Below are 13,345 nucleotides of genomic sequence, written 5' to 3' on the forward strand. Positions count from 1 at the left end.
CTCCACCCGGAGGGGGCCGCCGCTTTCGTCACGGCTCGCGACTACCGTACGACTTCCTCCACGCCCCACTGCGCGAGCAGCCGCAGCGCGTCCGCCGAGGCCGTCCCGGGCTCCGCCTGGTAGGTCACCAGGACCAGGTCCGGGTCCGCGCCGGAGATCTTCAGCGACTCGTACTGCAGCGTCATCTCGCCCACCAGCGGATGCCGCAGCCGCTTGCTTCCGTGCCCCTTGTCCGCGACGGTGTGCGCCGCCCACAGCGAGCGGAACTCCTCGCTCCGCACCGACAGCTCGCCGACCAGCGCGAGCAGCGCCGGATCGTCCGGGTAGCAGCCCGCGTACAGCCGCAGCACGCTCACCACCTCGGTCGCCTTGGACTCCCAGTCCAGATAGAGATCACGCGCGTTGGGGCCGAGGAAGACCAGCCGGGCCATGTTGCGCTCCTCCGGCTCCATCGCCGCGAAGTCGCCGAGCAGCGCCCGGGCCATCCGGTTCCAGGCGAGGATGTCGAGCCGCCGGCCGACGAGGATCGCCGGGACGCCGTCCATCGAGTCCAGCAGATGCCGAAGACCCGGCCGCACCTGCTGGGGGCGGGCGATCGCCGCCCGGTGCTGCTTCTTCTTCGCCGTCGGCTTCGCCAGATGCGTCAGATGCGCGCGCTCGGAGTCGTTCAGCCGCAGCGCCCGCGCGATCGCGTCCAGCACCTCCATGGACACATTTCGGCCGTTGCCCTGCTCGAGACGCGTGTAGTACGCCACCGACACCCCGGCCAGCTGCGCCAGCTCCTCCCGGCGCAGCCCCGGTACGCGACGATGGCGCCCGAACTCCGGCAGGCCCACGTCCTCCGGCTTCAGCCGGGCCCGGCGCGAGCGCAGGAATTCGCTGAGTTCGGCACTGAGATCCATGCGTCCCGATTATCCCAGGTCGTAGGCCCGGACGGACGGGTGTTCCTGTCCCTGCCAGTGGTAGGCACGCTGGTCGTAGGCAGAACAGAGGGCTGGGTGGAAGACCGGCACCCCGGCAGGCTGGTCGCCATGACCACGAACGCTTCCGCCGTATCCGCCTACGCCGCGCCCGCCGCCAACGCCCCGCTGGAGCGCACCACCGTGCCGCGCCGCCCGGTCGGCGAGCACGACGTCCTGATCGAGATCAAGTACGCCGGCATCTGCCACTCCGACATCCACCAGGCCCGTGACGGCTGGGGCGAGGGCATCTTCCCGATGGTGCCCGGACACGAGATCGCCGGCATCGTCACCGAGGTCGGCACCGGGGTCACCAAGCACAAGGTCGGCGACCGCGTCGGGGTCGGCTGCTTCGTCGACTCATGCCGGGAGTGCGCGTACTGCCTCCAGGGCCTGGAGCAGTACTGCGTCAAGGGTGGCACCGGCACGTACAACGCCCTCGACAAGAACGGCGAGCCCACGTACGGCGGCTACTCGACCCACATCGTCGTCGACGAGAACTACACCCTGCGCATCCCCGAGGGCATCGCCCTCGACGAGGCCGCTCCGCTGCTCTGCGCCGGCATCACCCTCTACTCGCCGCTCGCGCACTGGAAGGCCGGCCCCGGCAAGAAGGTCGCGATCGTCGGCCTCGGCGGCCTCGGCCACATGGGCGTCAAGATCGCCCACGCGCTCGGCGCCGAGGTGACGGTGCTCAGCCAGTCGCTGAAGAAGCAGGAGGACGGCCTCAAGCTGGGCGCCGACCACTACTACGCGACCAGCGACCCGGAGACCTTCTCCACGCTCGCCGGCTCCTTCGACCTGATCATCTCCACCGTCTCGGCGCCGATCGACTTCGGCGCCTATCTGAGCCTGGTCAAGACGGACGGCGCGCTGGTGAACGTCGGCGCGCCGGAGGAGCCGATCGCGCTCAACCTCTTCTCGCTGATCGGCGGCCGCAAGACGCTCGCGGGCTCGATGATCGGCGGCATCGCCGAGACGCAGGAGATGCTCGACTTCTGCGCGGAGCACGGCCTGGGCGCGGAGATCGAGCTCATCCGCGCGGACGAGATCAACGAGGCGTACGAGCGGGTGCTGGCGAGCGATGTGCGGTACCGCTTCGTGATCGACGCGTCGACGATCTGACCGCTCCCGGGACCCGGCCCGCGAGCGGTTCCGGGTTCCGGGTTCCGGGCGGCGTGCCGGGTTCCTGCTTCCGGGCGTGCGTGCCGGGTTCCGGGAGCTGCCGGGCCCGGGCGTGCATGCCGGGGCATGACGTGCGAGGTAATCGACCTCGCCGCCGTGCCCCGGCACGCTTGCGTCATGACCGCTTACGCCCTCGCGAACCTGAATCCCCCGACCGTCCTCGACGAGGAGGTCTTCACCTACATCGAGCGCATCCAGGCGACGCTGGACCCCTTCGGCGGCCGCTTCCTCGTGCACGGAGCCCCCGAGCGGGAGGTCCGGGAGGGCGAGTGGCCCGGAGCCCTGGTCATGATCGGCTTCCCCTCGATGGACCAGGCGCGCGGCTGGTACGACTCCTCCGCCTATCAGGAGCTGATCCCGCTGCGCACCCGCCACATCCCGGGCGACGTGCTCCTGATCGACGGCGTCGCCCCCGGCTACGACCCGGCGGCGACGGGCGCGGTGCTGCGGGCGGCGGCCGCGTCAGGAGGCGCGGCCTGAGAGCAGTTCGAGCGGGGTGCCGCCGAAGCCGGAGCGGAAGCGGTGGTCGTGGGAGACCGCGACCACGGCCCCCTCGAACGCGGCCAGGGCCGCCTCCAGGTCCTCCACCAGCGAGAGCGCCACATGGTTGGTCGGCTCGTCCAGGACGAGCAGGTCCGCCGGCCGGCTCACCAGCCGGGCGAGCTCCAGCCGCCGCTGCTGGCCCACCGACAGCGCGGCCACCGGCACGGTCAGGTCCTCCTCCCGGAAGAGCCCGAGGGCGAGCAGCTCGTCCGCGTGCTCCTCGGGCGGTCCGGGGCGGCCCGCCGCGTACGCCGTGAGCAGCGGCTCCCGGGACGGCACGGCGGGCAGCTCCTGGGCCAGGTACCCGACCCGGCCCTGCCGCACGACCGTGCCGCTGTCGGGCCGCAGATCCCCTGCGAGAACCCGCAACAGGGTCGTCTTCCCGGCCCCGTTGGGCCCGGAGACGAGCAGCCGGTCGCCGGGCGAGATCCGCAGCTTGTCGATCCGCAGCCGCTCCCCGACGACGATGTCGGCGAGCTCGGCGAGCACGCCGTCTCCCCGGCCGACGCCGTCGCCCGGCCCCGGCCCGCGATGCAGCCCGGACCCGGACGCCGTGCCGGACCCGGTGTCGGACCTGGACCCGATGCCGGATCCGGACGCGGTGCCGGACGCGGTGCCGGACCCGGACGCCATGCCGGACCCGGTGTCGGACCTGGACCCGATGTCGGATCCGGACGCGGTGTCGGATCCGGACGCGATCCCGGCCCCCGCCCCGGACGTGGCGCCGGCCCCGGCCCCCGCCCCGGACGTGGCGCCGGCCCCGGCCCCCGCCCCGGACGTGGCGCCTGGGCCCGTCGTCGTCAGCCGGGCCGTGAACCGCAGCGGCTCCGGCGGGGCCGGTACCGGTGTCCGTCGCAGCTGCTCCAGTCGTACCCGGGCCGACCTGACCTGGCCCGACAGCTTGTTCTCGTGGGAGCGGCGGTGCTTGCCGAAGCCCTGGCGCGGGTCCTTGCCGGAGACCGCGAGCCGCTGCCCGGCCGCGGCGACCAGCTCCTCCGTACGGGCCAGCTCCTCCCGCCACTCCTCGTGCTCCCGCACACGGCGGCGCCGGTCGGCGGCCTTCGCCGCGCGGTAGCCGGACCAGCCGTCGCCGTACCGGGTCACCCCACGGGTGTCGCGGTCGACCTCCAGGATCGCCGTCGCCATCCCCTCCAGGAACGCCCGGTCGTGGGTGACGGCCACCACCGTGCCCCGGTGGGTCCGCAGCCGCTCCTCCAACCAGCCGGCGGCCGACCGGTCGAGATGGTTCGTCGGCTCGTCGAGCAGCAGCAGTTCGGCGCCCGAGGCGAGGACGCAGGCGAGGGCGAGCCGGGACTGCTCACCGCCCGACAGGGTGCCGACGCGGCGCTCGTACGCGACGTGCCCGAGGCCGAGGCCGTGCAGCGCGGCGTCGACCCGGGCGTCGGCCTCGTACCCACCCCGCTCCTCGTACCGGGCCGCCAGCTCCCCGTACGCGGCGAGCTCCTCGGCCGTCGCGGAGCCGAGCGTCTCCTCGGCGGCCCGCATCTCCCGCTCCATCGCACGGAGTTCGGCGAGTGCGGCGTCGACGGTGTCCCGCACGGTGTGCTCGGGGCCGATGCCGAAGGACTCGGCGAGCGTCTGGGCGAGGTGGGCGGTCCCGCCGGGGAAGCGGACGGTGACCTCCCCGGTGTCCGGGGCCTCCGCCCCGGCGAGGAGCCGGAGCAGCGTGGACTTGCCTGAGCCGTTCTCACCGATGACGGCGGTCTTCTCGCCGGGCCGGACGGTGAGCGAGATCTGTTCGAGGACGGAGCGGTCCCCGTACGCCTTGGAGACGTCTTTCATGGTCATTTGGGCGCGGTCGCGCATGGGATCTTTCCCTGAATGGTGGGGGTTCGTTCGGGCCGGAGGAAGGGACACCGGGACCACCACTGCCGCGCCCCGAGGGCGCCGGATCAGCGGGTCAGACCGTGTCCGCGGCCGGAATCAGCGAAAGAAGTAGTACGAACCCATGCGATGGAGTGTAGCCGCGCGGCCCGTCGACGGCGCAGCCAATAGTGCGCGGTGGCCACGGCGAGCAGCGGACCCCAGGCGAGCAGGGGCACGTAGCAGGCGGTCATGACCACGTACGCGATCCCCTTCGGGGACTCGGGGTGGCCCATGGTCTCCGGGCCGTTCCAGCCGACGGCGCCGAGCGTGGTGATCGCGATCAGGGCGAGCGCCCCGGCCCCCGCCAGGGTCACCGTGAACGAGGTCGGCACGCGCCGCCCGCCGATCAGCGGGATCCAGCGCGGGAACACCTGCCCCCAGGACTGGACGAGCCCCAGCGCGAGGAGCCCGAGGGCCTCGGCGAACAGGGTCAGTCCGACCATGGAGAGCGAGAAGAAGCCGCCCGGCTCGACATCGGCCATGGCGTTGGCGCCGGTGAAACCCACCGGGATGCCGCACGCCTGGACTCGCCGCCCTCGCCTCCATCGACCGTACGGTCTCACTGCTGCGCGGATCGGCGGATGCCGGCCGCACGCCCCTCCCGGGCCTCGGCGAACTCGCCGATCTGGTCCGAAGGTTCGGCGACGAGGGCGGGACGAAGAGCCGTCTCGCCATCGGTGACGGCGTGGAAGGCGCGCTCTCCCGGGAGGCCGCCGCCACCCTCCACCGGGTGGCGACCGAAGCGCTGACCCATGTGCGTCGCCATGCCCCGCCACACCGCCCTGCGCCACGGCGCCTGCGGCTTCCCGCTCAAGCGCTCGGGGCCGACGCTGCTGATCGAGGCGGTACGGGCGGCGATGGCGGGCGACACGCTGATCAGTCCGCAGATCACCGTCCGCCTCCTGCGCCACCTCGCCCCCGAATCCGGCCACACCCCGCCCCAGGACCCGCTGACCCCGCGCGGACGGGCCTGGCGACGCCGACCCCGTAAGGATCACCGCCCCTGTGGGTCCGGCCGGTGCTCGACGTACTCGACGACCGAACCATCGGGGTGGCGGGCGGTGAACCCCGCGCCGGTCGGCACGGCGTGCAGCGGGTCGAGGACCTCGGCGCCCTCGGCCGTGAGCCGTTCCAGGTGCGCGCCCGCGTCGTTCACCAGGAGTGTGCCGTCCACCTCCCGGAACGGCTCCAGCGCGTCCGGCTCGCCCTCGACGAGCAGGAACCCGCCGACGACGGCCAGCGCGAGCCGCTTCGCCGGGTACGTGAACCACATGTCGCGCTCGACGCCCTGCACGCGTTCGTAGCGGGCGGCGAGGTCCTCCAGGGTGCCCGGGCCGGTGAAGACCCGGATCAGGGCGCGCGGGGAAGTCAGGCGGGAGGAGTCGTTGTTGACCCGCCACAGGACGGTGGTGTCTGCGTTCATGGCACCACCCTCGCCGGGCCGGGAAGGCCGAACCAGAAGGGTGTTCATGCTGTGACCGACACTCACAGGCTCGCGCTCCGCCGCGAACTGGGCACCTTCCTGCGCGCCCACCGCGAGCGCGTCGCACCCGCCGACGTCGGCCTGCCGGCCACATCCCGCCGCCGCACTCCGGGCCTGCGCCGCGAGGAGGTGGCCGCGCTGTCGGGGGGCGGCGTCGCCTGGTACACATGGCTGGAACAGGGGCGGGTCGACACCTCCCGCGAGGTCCTGGACGCCGTCAGCCGCACCCTGCGCCTCGACCCCGACGCCCATCACCACGTCCTGCGGCTCGCGGGCTTCGCCCCGCCGGAGCCCGCGGAAGACCCCATGGCGGCGCGCCCGTTGCTGGACAGCTGGCCGGACCGCCCGGCCGTCCTCCTGGACGGCGCCCTGTCCCTGACCGCCTGGAACACCGCGTACACCCGGCTGTGGCCGGATCCGGCGGCGGTCCCGCCGGACCGCCGCAACCTGCTGCTGCTCCTCGCGACCGACCCGGATCACCAGCGGCTGCTGCCGGACTGGGAGCCGCTGGCCATGGACCTCTACCGCCACGTCCGCACCCGCGCGGACGCCCGCCCCCAGGACCCGGCCCTCCGCACCCTGACCAGCCTCCTCGCCACCGAACGCCCCGACCTCGCCCACTGGTGGAGCTGCCGCTCGGTGGCCTCCTTCACCTCCCGCACGGCCCACTTCACCCCGGCGGGCCCCCACACGGTGTCGATGCTCCACACCCCGGACGCCCCGGGCTCGGCGATCCTGCTGTTCAGCCGACGGGTCGGATGACGGGTGCGACGTCAGCCGTCGGCCTTCGCCACTCCGATCGGGCAGGACACTCCCGTACCGCCGATGCCGCAGTAGCCCGCCGGGTTCTTGTCCAGGTACTGCTGGTGGTATCCCTCGGCGGGGAAGAACGTGCGGCCCTCCGCCGGGAGGATCTCCGTGGTGATCGTGCCGTAGCCGGAGCCCGTCAGGACCTGCTGGTACGCGGCGCGGGAAGCGTCCACCGCCGCCGCCTGGGCGGGGGAGTGGGTGTAGATCGCCGAGCGGTACTGGGTGCCGACGTCGTTGCCCTGGCGGAAGCCCTGGGTCGGGTCGTGGGACTCCCAGAAGAGCTTGAGCAGCTGCTCGTACGAGACCTTCGACGGGTCGAAGACGACCCGGACGGCCTCGGTGTGTCCGGTGAGGCCCGAGCAGACCTCCTCGTAGGCCGGGTTCGGTGTGATCCCGCCCTGGTAGCCGACGAGCGTCGTCCAGACGCCCTCGGTCTGCCAGAACTTGCGCTCGGCGCCCCAGAAACAGCCGAGGGCGAAGTCGGCGACCTCAAGACCTTCGGGGTACGGGCCGAGCAGCGGGTTGCCGAGGACGGTGTGGCGCTCGGGCACCGTGAACTCGGGCTCCGGGCGGCCCTTCAGCGCCTGCTCGGGCGTGGGGAGGACGGGGGTGCGTGACAGGAACATGCGGCTTCTCCTCGACGGTCGGCGTTACCCACAACGCCCGGGGCCCGGGAGGGATTCCCCCCGGGCCCCGGCGCGCTCCGACGCCTTTCAGCGGCGGGCGCCGCTGACCGCCCTCTCGCGCCACGCGCAGCAGTACGAGGCCGGTTCCGCGCTGCAGCGCCACGGGAGCCGTCCGATGCCCTGCCCGTACGGCTCCCCGTACCGAAGGCCCTCCCGTAGGGACCGCCGCGTCAGTGCGGCAGCGTCGCCGGGCTTCCGCCGTTCGCCTCGTAGCCCGCCACCGCCAGGTTCCGGTACACGGTGTACTCCGCGGCCGGGTCCTCGCTCAGCGTCCACGGCAGTGCGCCGACGTGGCCGTCCACGTGGACGAGCTGGTGCATAGCCTCGGACCAGCGCTCGGCGCGGACCAGGAAGAGCACCAGCAGATGACGGACGTGCGCGAGCATCGGGTCGTCGGGGCGGGCGGATTGGACGGCGTACAGCGCGCCCTCCATCGCCTTCCTGACCACCTCGGTCCGGTAGAAGTCCTGGACGATGACGATCTCGGGCAGGTGCTCGTACACCGCGAACAGCGGCAGCGCGGCGAGCAGCGAGCCCCGCGGGGCGCGGGCCGCGGCCGCCGTGGCGAAACGGTCGGCGTCCTCGCGCGAGCCGTGCCACTTCTCGCACCAGTAGTGCAGGGCGGCCAGATGTGCCCCCATGTGCTGCGGGGCGCGGTCGATGATCTTCGCCCAGACCTGGTCGAACTCCTCGTGGCTGTAGCCGAGTCCGCGGGCGACGGCGAGCCGCACGATGTACGGGACGGGGTCGCCGGGGGCGAGCAGCGCCGCCTCCTCGCTCACCTTCTTCGCCTCTTCGAGGATGATCCGGAAGTCGTCGGTGCCGGCCGCAGAGGAGCGCCAGGCCTGCTGCACCAGGAACTCTGCGTGTACGGCGGCCCCGCCCGGGTCCTTGGGCGAGTCGGCGCGCCAGGCGCGCAGCCACGCGCCTCCGACGCCGGGCTTCTGCTGGAGCTCCAGGGAGGCCGCGCCCGCGAACGCCTGGACGCGCTGCCAGCGGACCTCGCCCTCCTTCTCCGTTCCGGCGAGGAGCTGCGCGGCCGCCCGCCAGTCCTGGGTCGCCTGGACCACGTCGAGGACGTCGAGCAGGTCGGTGTCAGGGCCCGGCATCCGTACGTCCTGCTGCTCCTGGCGTGCGAAGCCGTACGCCTCGGGGTCCGCGGCGTCCGGCGCGCCGGGTGCCACCTGATGGATTCCGACGGCGCGGCGGCGCCGCAGATACGGAGCGAGGACCGCGAACAGCAGGCCCATCGCGAGCAGGAACCAGAGAATCTCCATGGGTCCATTGTCCAGGACGGCCCGGGCGACTCGTGAGCCCCGGGACGAGCCGCGGCGGGCCCGGGGCAGTCGCCCCCGGAGCGGGCCACGGTATGAGACACCCGGTGAGACGTCGGCGGCGGTGGACCGTGCTCAGGACTACGCTCCTGCCTCATGAGCGACGAGCACACGCACCAGAGCTTCGAGACCCGCGCCATCCACGCGGGCAACACGGCCGACCCGCTGACCGGCGCGGTCGTCCCGCCCATCTATCAGGTGTCCACCTACAAGCAGGACGGCGTCGGTGGGCTCCGCGGCGGTTACGAGTACAGCCGCAGCGCCAACCCGACCCGTACCGCCCTCGAGGAGAACCTCGCCGCTCTGGAGGGCGGCCGGCGCGGTCTCGCCTTCGCCTCCGGGCTCGCGGCCGAGGACTGCCTGCTGCGGACCCTGCTGGCCCCCGGCGACCACGTGGTCATCCCCAACGACGCCTACGGCGGCACCTTCCGGCTCTTCGCCAAGGTCGTCCAGCGCTGGGGCGTGGACTTCTCCGTCGCCGACACCTCCGACGTCGAGGCCGTGCGCGCCGCGGTCAACGACCGTACGAAGGTGATCTGGGTCGAGACCCCGTCGAACCCGCTGCTCGGCATCACCGACATCGCGGCGGTCGCGGACGTGGCCCGCACGGCGGGCGCGAAGCTGGTCGTCGACAACACCTTCGCCTCGCCCTACCTCCAGCAGCCGCTCTCGCTCGGCGCGGACGTCGTGGTGCACTCGCTGACGAAGTACATGGGCGGCCACTCCGACGTCGTCGGCGGCGCGCTGGTGACGGCCGACGAGGCGCTCGGCGAGGAACTGGCCTACCACCAGAACGCGATGGGCGCGGTGGCCGGTCCGTTCGACTCGTGGATCGTGCTGCGCGGCATCAAGACGCTCGCCGTCCGCATGGACCGGCACAGCGAAAACGCCGGCAAGGTCGTGGAGATGCTGACCCAGCACCCGAAGGTGACCCAGGTCCTGTACCCGGGGCTGCCGGAGCACCCGGGGCACGAGATCGCCGCCAAGCAGATGAAGGCGTTCGGCGGGATGATCTCCTTCCGCGTCGCGGGTGGCGAGGAGGCGGCTGTCGAGGTCTGCAACCGCGCCAAGCTGTTCACGCTGGGTGAGTCCCTGGGCGGCGTGGAGTCGCTGATCGAGCACCCGGGCCGGATGACGCACGCGAGCGTCGCGGGCTCGGCCCTGGAGGTCCCGGCGGACCTGGTCCGGCTCTCGGTGGGTATCGAGAACGTGGACGACCTGCTGGCGGACCTGCGCCAGGCGCTGGGCTAGGCACCGGGCCGCCGGGCCAGGCACCGGGGCCGCCGGGCTAGGCACCGGGGCCGCTGGGCTAGGCACCGGGGCCGCTGGGCTAGGCACCGGGCCGCTGGGCCAGGCACCGGGCCGCTGGGCCAGGCGCCAGGCGCCTGGCCAGGGCGGACACCCCCGGTCGGTATGGCCGGCCGGGCGCTCTCGACGAGGGCGCCCGGTCAGGCCGGGACCTTCTCGTCCTCGAGCGATTCGCGGATCATCGTGCGCAGATCGATGCTGTCGGTGTGACCGTGCACCGAGATCGCGTGCTCGGCCGCGGCCCGTACGACTTCCTCTTCCTCGCCGGTGATGGTGAGCGTGCAGCCCATCACGCTGGGCGTCTTGCGGCAGTCGGCGACTTTCCTGGTCATGACGGCCTCCTGGGTCTCCTCCTTCCAGGCTAGGGCCGTCGTCACCAGCCTTCGAGCGGTGGCGTGGTCTCCGACGGGGGTACGTGCCAGGGCTCGGCCACCGACGCCCACACCGCGAAGGCCAGCACGGCCGCGGCCAGGAGCACCCACAGCGCCCGGCGCACGGCCCGGTCGCGGTGCAGCAGCCGGGTCCCGCGCTCGACGGCCCGCGCGGCCAGGTCGCGGGGGACCTGCGGATGGGTGCTCTCGAGCAGCCGCCGGACCTCGTCCTCCTTGCGTTCGTGCCGGGTCACGAGGCGACCTCCCCCGGCCGATCACGCCGATCACGATCAGGCCCGGCGGGCCGGTCCCGTCGGTCCCGCAGGGCGGAGACGGCGCGGGCGCAGACGGCCCGGACCCGTTCCTCGGGCAGCCCGAGGAGGGCCGCGGTCTGCTCCTCGGCCACCCCTTCGTACAGCCGGAGCACCAGGACGAGACGTTCCTGCGGGGTGAGCGCGGAGAGGACTCCGCCCCGGCCGCGGTGGTGCCGCCAGGAGGTACGGGCGAAGCGGGCGGCGAGGTCGGCGCGGGTGCGGTTGTACGGATCCTCGCCGCGCAGCCGGTCCCAGTGGGCGTACGTGTGCGCGAGGGAGGCCGTCAGCAGCGCCTGGGCGCGCGGGTTGCGGGCGCGGGTCTCGGCGGTGAGCAGCGTCGCGGCATGCAGCAGCCGCCCCGCCGCCCCCGCCACGAACGCCTCGAACTGCCGGGTGCGGTGGTGCTGTTCGCCTCCCTGGCCGCCCCCTGGGCCGACCTGTCGATCTCGCACGTCCTCATATGAGGACAGGGCGCTGCCCGGGTCAAGAGGTCGCGGAGGACTCCGTGTCGGCGGCGGGCGGCAGGCCCGACTGGCGGGCGGACAGAGCCGAGTTGAAGCGGGTGAGCAGCGTGCAGAACGACTCGCGCTCGTCCGCCGTCCAGCCGTCCGTCACCTGCGCCATCAACTCGCGGCGGGAGGCGCGGACCTCCTCCAGGCGGGCCAGCCCGCGCGGCGAGAGCTGGAGCACGACCGCACGCCCGTCCTCGGGGTGCGAGGTGCGCTTGACCAGGCCGGTGTCGACGAGCGGGGCGACCTGGCGGGTGACGGTGGACGAGTCGATGCCCATGCCCGCCGCGAGCGCCTTGACGCCCATCGGGCCTTCCTGGTCGAGCCTGTTCAGGAGCAGATAGGCGGCGCGGTCCATCGAGTTGCGGAGCTGCCCGGTGCCGCCGAGGCGGGTCTGTTCGGCCCGGCGGGCGAAGACGGCCACCTGGTGCTGGAGGGCATCGAGGAGACCGGGGTCAAGCTCAGTCGTCATGTCCTGAGATGTGGGCATGGCTGTGGGGGCTCTCTCGTGCGGTGGTCGGTTGGTGGGGGACAGAGTACGCGGACCTTCGAGGGTCCGTACCTGCGCTGCGCAAACCCGCTGCGTGCGGGCGGCCCGGGCGGCCACGGGGCCCGTGAGCTGCGAGACTTGCTGTCATGAGCTTCCGTAGGCCAGACCCCTTGCACCATCTGATCCTCGACGATGTGCGCGGGGCGCAGAAGATGCTCTCCGGGGTGGCCAGAGTGACCGCCATGGAGGGCAGTCGGTATCTGTCCTCGCTGGTGGGGGCGCCTGTCCACCTCAAGTGCGAGAACCTTCAACGAACGGGTTCGTTCAAGCTGCGGGGCGCGTACGTACGGATCGCCGGGCTGCGGCCCGAGCAGCGGGCGGCCGGGGTGGTCGCCGCCTCGGCGGGCAACCACGCGCAGGGCGTCGCGCTGGCCTCCGCGCTCCTCGGGGTGCACTCCACGGTCTTCATGCCGGTCGGCGCCCCGCTGCCGAAGGTCGCGGCGACCCGCGAGTACGGCGCCGACGTGCGGCTGCACGGCCATGTCGTGGACGAGACGCTGGCGGCGGCGGAGGAGTACGCGGCGGAGACGGGAGCGGTCTTCATCCACCCCTTCGACCACCCGGACATCATCGCCGGGCAGGGCACGGTCGGCCTGGAGATCCTGGAGCAGTGCCCGGAGGTCCGCACGATCCTGGTCGGGGTCGGCGGCGGTGGGCTGGTGGCCGGCATCGGGCTCGCGGTGAAGTCCGTACGCCCCGACGTGAAGGTGATCGGGGTGCAGGCGGAGGGCGCGGCCGCGTATCCGCCGTCGCTGACCGCCGGGCATCCGGTGGCGATCGAGTCGCCGGTGACGATGGCGGACGGGATCAAGGTGGGGCGCCCGGGCGACGTGCCGTTCGCGATCGTCCAGGAGTACGTCGACGAGATCCGTACGGTCTCCGAGGACGCGCTCTCCTCGGCCCTGTTGCTCTGCCTGGAGCGGGCGAAACTCGTGGTCGAGCCGGCCGGCGCGAGCCCGGTCGCGGCGCTGCTGAGCGATCCGAAGTCGTTCGCGGGGCCGGTGGTCGCGGTCCTGTCCGGCGGGAACGTGGACCCGCTGCTGATGCAGCGGATCCTGCGCCACGGCATGGCGGCCGGGGGCCGCTACCTGAGCCTGCGGCTGCGGGTGACGGACCGGCCGGGCGCGCTGGCGACGCTCCTCGCGGTGCTGACGGTGGTGGACGCGAACGTGCTCGACGTGAGCCATGTACGGACCGATCCGCGCCTCGGGCTGACAGAGGCGGAGGTGGAGCTGCACCTGGAGACCAAGGGGCCGGAGCACTGCGAGGAGGTCGAGGCCGCGCTGCGCGACGCGGGGTACGTGGTGCTGGCCTAGTAGTGCTTTGTTAGGTGGTGTCGTAGGGCTGCCATGGGACGATCTGTCGGCAGGTGGGGCAGGTGCCGGTCCAGGTGGCGATGAGCTGTT

15 protein-coding genes and 1 pseudogene are annotated in these 13,345 nt (G+C 72.9%); 6 read left to right on the forward strand and 10 right to left on the reverse strand.

Annotated elements, in window-relative coordinates:
- Positions 1-41: 41 nt before the first annotated feature.
- Positions 42-902 carry a helix-turn-helix domain-containing protein gene (locus ACFVZW_RS34905; RefSeq protein ID WP_384530205.1) on the reverse strand — a complete coding sequence of 287 codons (861 nt, stop codon included), beginning with the start codon at positions 900-902 and terminating at the stop codon, positions 42-44.
- A 129-nt stretch (positions 903-1,031) separates the two neighbouring features.
- Here ACFVZW_RS34905 and ACFVZW_RS34910 point away from each other — a divergent pair, with 129 nt between their 5' ends.
- Both ACFVZW_RS34910 and ACFVZW_RS34915 read left to right on the forward strand, forming a co-directional pair.
- Positions 1,032-2,084, forward strand: coding sequence for an NAD(P)-dependent alcohol dehydrogenase (locus ACFVZW_RS34910; RefSeq protein ID WP_384530208.1), 1,053 nt, complete (start codon positions 1,032-1,034; stop codon positions 2,082-2,084).
- A 177-nt stretch (positions 2,085-2,261) separates the two neighbouring features.
- Entirely contained in the window at positions 2,262-2,624 is a 363-nt protein-coding gene (locus ACFVZW_RS34915) for a DUF1330 domain-containing protein (protein ID WP_384530211.1), read from the forward strand.
- Here ACFVZW_RS34915 and ACFVZW_RS34920 read toward each other — a convergent pair.
- The gene (locus ACFVZW_RS34920; protein ID WP_384530214.1) at positions 2,607-4,514 is read right to left on the reverse strand and encodes an ATP-binding cassette domain-containing protein; all 1,908 of its coding nucleotides are present in this window, start codon (positions 4,512-4,514) and stop codon (positions 2,607-2,609) included. The genes ACFVZW_RS34915 and ACFVZW_RS34920 overlap by 18 nt on opposite strands.
- 86 nt (positions 4,515-4,600) lie before the next feature.
- Positions 4,601-5,080 (reverse strand): hypothetical protein, encoded by a 480-nt coding sequence (locus ACFVZW_RS34925; protein ID WP_384530217.1) that lies wholly within the window; start codon positions 5,078-5,080, stop codon positions 4,601-4,603.
- A gap of 267 nt (positions 5,081-5,347) precedes the next feature.
- Between ACFVZW_RS34925 and ACFVZW_RS34930 the strand changes: the two are divergent.
- A pseudogene (locus ACFVZW_RS34930) lies at positions 5,348-5,536 on the forward strand (DNA-binding response regulator); the annotation flags it as partial.
- Positions 5,537-5,568: 32 nt separating this feature from the next.
- Here ACFVZW_RS34930 and ACFVZW_RS34935 read toward each other — a convergent pair.
- Entirely contained in the window at positions 5,569-5,997 is a 429-nt protein-coding gene (locus ACFVZW_RS34935; protein WP_384530220.1) for a hypothetical protein, read from the reverse strand.
- A gap of 51 nt (positions 5,998-6,048) precedes the next feature.
- On the opposite strand from ACFVZW_RS34935, the gene ACFVZW_RS34940 reads away from it, so the two are divergent.
- On the forward strand, positions 6,049-6,819 hold the full coding sequence (locus ACFVZW_RS34940) for a helix-turn-helix domain-containing protein (protein ID WP_384530223.1): 771 nt from the start codon (positions 6,049-6,051) through the stop codon (positions 6,817-6,819).
- An 11-nt stretch (positions 6,820-6,830) separates the two neighbouring features.
- On the opposite strand, the gene msrA is transcribed toward ACFVZW_RS34940, so the two are convergent.
- Both msrA and ACFVZW_RS34950 read right to left on the reverse strand, forming a co-directional pair.
- A complete protein-coding gene (msrA, locus tag ACFVZW_RS34945; RefSeq protein WP_384530226.1) occupies positions 6,831-7,493 on the reverse strand; it encodes a peptide-methionine (S)-S-oxide reductase MsrA in 663 nt (220 codons plus the stop codon).
- A 230-nt stretch (positions 7,494-7,723) separates the two neighbouring features.
- Positions 7,724-8,830, reverse strand: a complete 1,107-nt coding sequence (locus ACFVZW_RS34950) for a hypothetical protein (RefSeq protein ID WP_384530229.1) — start codon at positions 8,828-8,830, stop codon at positions 7,724-7,726.
- A gap of 153 nt (positions 8,831-8,983) precedes the next feature.
- On the opposite strand from ACFVZW_RS34950, the gene ACFVZW_RS34955 reads away from it, so the two are divergent.
- Positions 8,984-10,138, forward strand: a complete 1,155-nt coding sequence (locus ACFVZW_RS34955) for a cystathionine gamma-synthase (RefSeq protein WP_384530232.1) — start codon at positions 8,984-8,986, stop codon at positions 10,136-10,138.
- 197 nt (positions 10,139-10,335) lie between these two features.
- On the opposite strand, the gene ACFVZW_RS34960 is transcribed toward ACFVZW_RS34955, so the two are convergent.
- Genes ACFVZW_RS34960 through ACFVZW_RS34975 form a run of 4 tightly spaced genes read right to left on the reverse strand, consistent with a single transcriptional unit; the run spans position 10,336 to position 11,879 of the window.
- Positions 10,336-10,527 carry a DUF1059 domain-containing protein gene (locus ACFVZW_RS34960; RefSeq protein ID WP_384530235.1) on the reverse strand — a complete coding sequence of 64 codons (192 nt, stop codon included), beginning with the start codon at positions 10,525-10,527 and terminating at the stop codon, positions 10,336-10,338.
- 41 nt (positions 10,528-10,568) lie between these two features.
- Positions 10,569-10,820: a hypothetical protein gene (locus ACFVZW_RS34965; RefSeq protein ID WP_384530238.1), complete on the reverse strand. Its 252-nt coding sequence runs from the start codon at positions 10,818-10,820 to the stop codon at positions 10,569-10,571.
- On the reverse strand, positions 10,817-11,332 hold the full coding sequence (locus tag ACFVZW_RS34970) for a sigma factor-like helix-turn-helix DNA-binding protein (protein WP_384530241.1): 516 nt from the start codon (positions 11,330-11,332) through the stop codon (positions 10,817-10,819). Before ACFVZW_RS34970 ends, ACFVZW_RS34965 begins: the two co-directional genes overlap by 4 nt.
- Before the next feature lie 31 nt (positions 11,333-11,363).
- Positions 11,364-11,879, reverse strand: coding sequence for a MarR family transcriptional regulator (locus tag ACFVZW_RS34975; RefSeq protein ID WP_329116721.1), 516 nt, complete (start codon positions 11,877-11,879; stop codon positions 11,364-11,366).
- Positions 11,880-12,025: 146 nt separating this feature from the next.
- On the opposite strand from ACFVZW_RS34975, the gene ilvA reads away from it, so the two are divergent.
- Entirely contained in the window at positions 12,026-13,255 is a 1,230-nt protein-coding gene (gene ilvA, locus ACFVZW_RS34980) for a threonine ammonia-lyase (RefSeq protein ID WP_384530244.1), read from the forward strand.
- Positions 13,256-13,345 lie beyond the last annotated feature (90 nt).

This window comes from Streptomyces sp. NPDC059567 (genome assembly GCF_042735655.1).
Taxonomy (GTDB): Bacteria; Actinomycetota; Actinomycetes; order Streptomycetales; family Streptomycetaceae; genus Streptomyces.

Bases quoted from the DNA above. Each gene is read 5' to 3' on its own strand.
- ACFVZW_RS34905 (WP_384530205.1), bottom strand. From the start codon at position 902: ATGGATCTCAGTGCCGAACTCAGCGAATTCCTGCGCTCGCGCCGGGCC.
- ACFVZW_RS34910 (WP_384530208.1), top strand. From the start codon at position 1,032: ATGACCACGAACGCTTCCGCCGTATCCGCCTACGCCGCGCCCGCCGCC.
- ACFVZW_RS34915 (WP_384530211.1), top strand. From the start codon at position 2,262: ATGACCGCTTACGCCCTCGCGAACCTGAATCCCCCGACCGTCCTCGAC.
- ACFVZW_RS34920 (WP_384530214.1), bottom strand. From the start codon at position 4,514: ATGCGCGACCGCGCCCAAATGACCATGAAAGACGTCTCCAAGGCGTAC.
- ACFVZW_RS34935 (WP_384530220.1), bottom strand. From the start codon at position 5,997: ATGAACGCAGACACCACCGTCCTGTGGCGGGTCAACAACGACTCCTCC.
- msrA (WP_384530226.1), bottom strand. From the start codon at position 7,493: ATGTTCCTGTCACGCACCCCCGTCCTCCCCACGCCCGAGCAGGCGCTG.
- ACFVZW_RS34950 (WP_384530229.1), bottom strand. From the start codon at position 8,830: ATGGAGATTCTCTGGTTCCTGCTCGCGATGGGCCTGCTGTTCGCGGTC.
- ACFVZW_RS34955 (WP_384530232.1), top strand. From the start codon at position 8,984: ATGAGCGACGAGCACACGCACCAGAGCTTCGAGACCCGCGCCATCCAC.
- ACFVZW_RS34960 (WP_384530235.1), bottom strand. From the start codon at position 10,527: ATGACCAGGAAAGTCGCCGACTGCCGCAAGACGCCCAGCGTGATGGGC.
- ACFVZW_RS34975 (WP_329116721.1), bottom strand. From the start codon at position 11,879: ATGCCCACATCTCAGGACATGACGACTGAGCTTGACCCCGGTCTCCTC.
- ilvA (WP_384530244.1), top strand. From the start codon at position 12,026: ATGAGCTTCCGTAGGCCAGACCCCTTGCACCATCTGATCCTCGACGAT.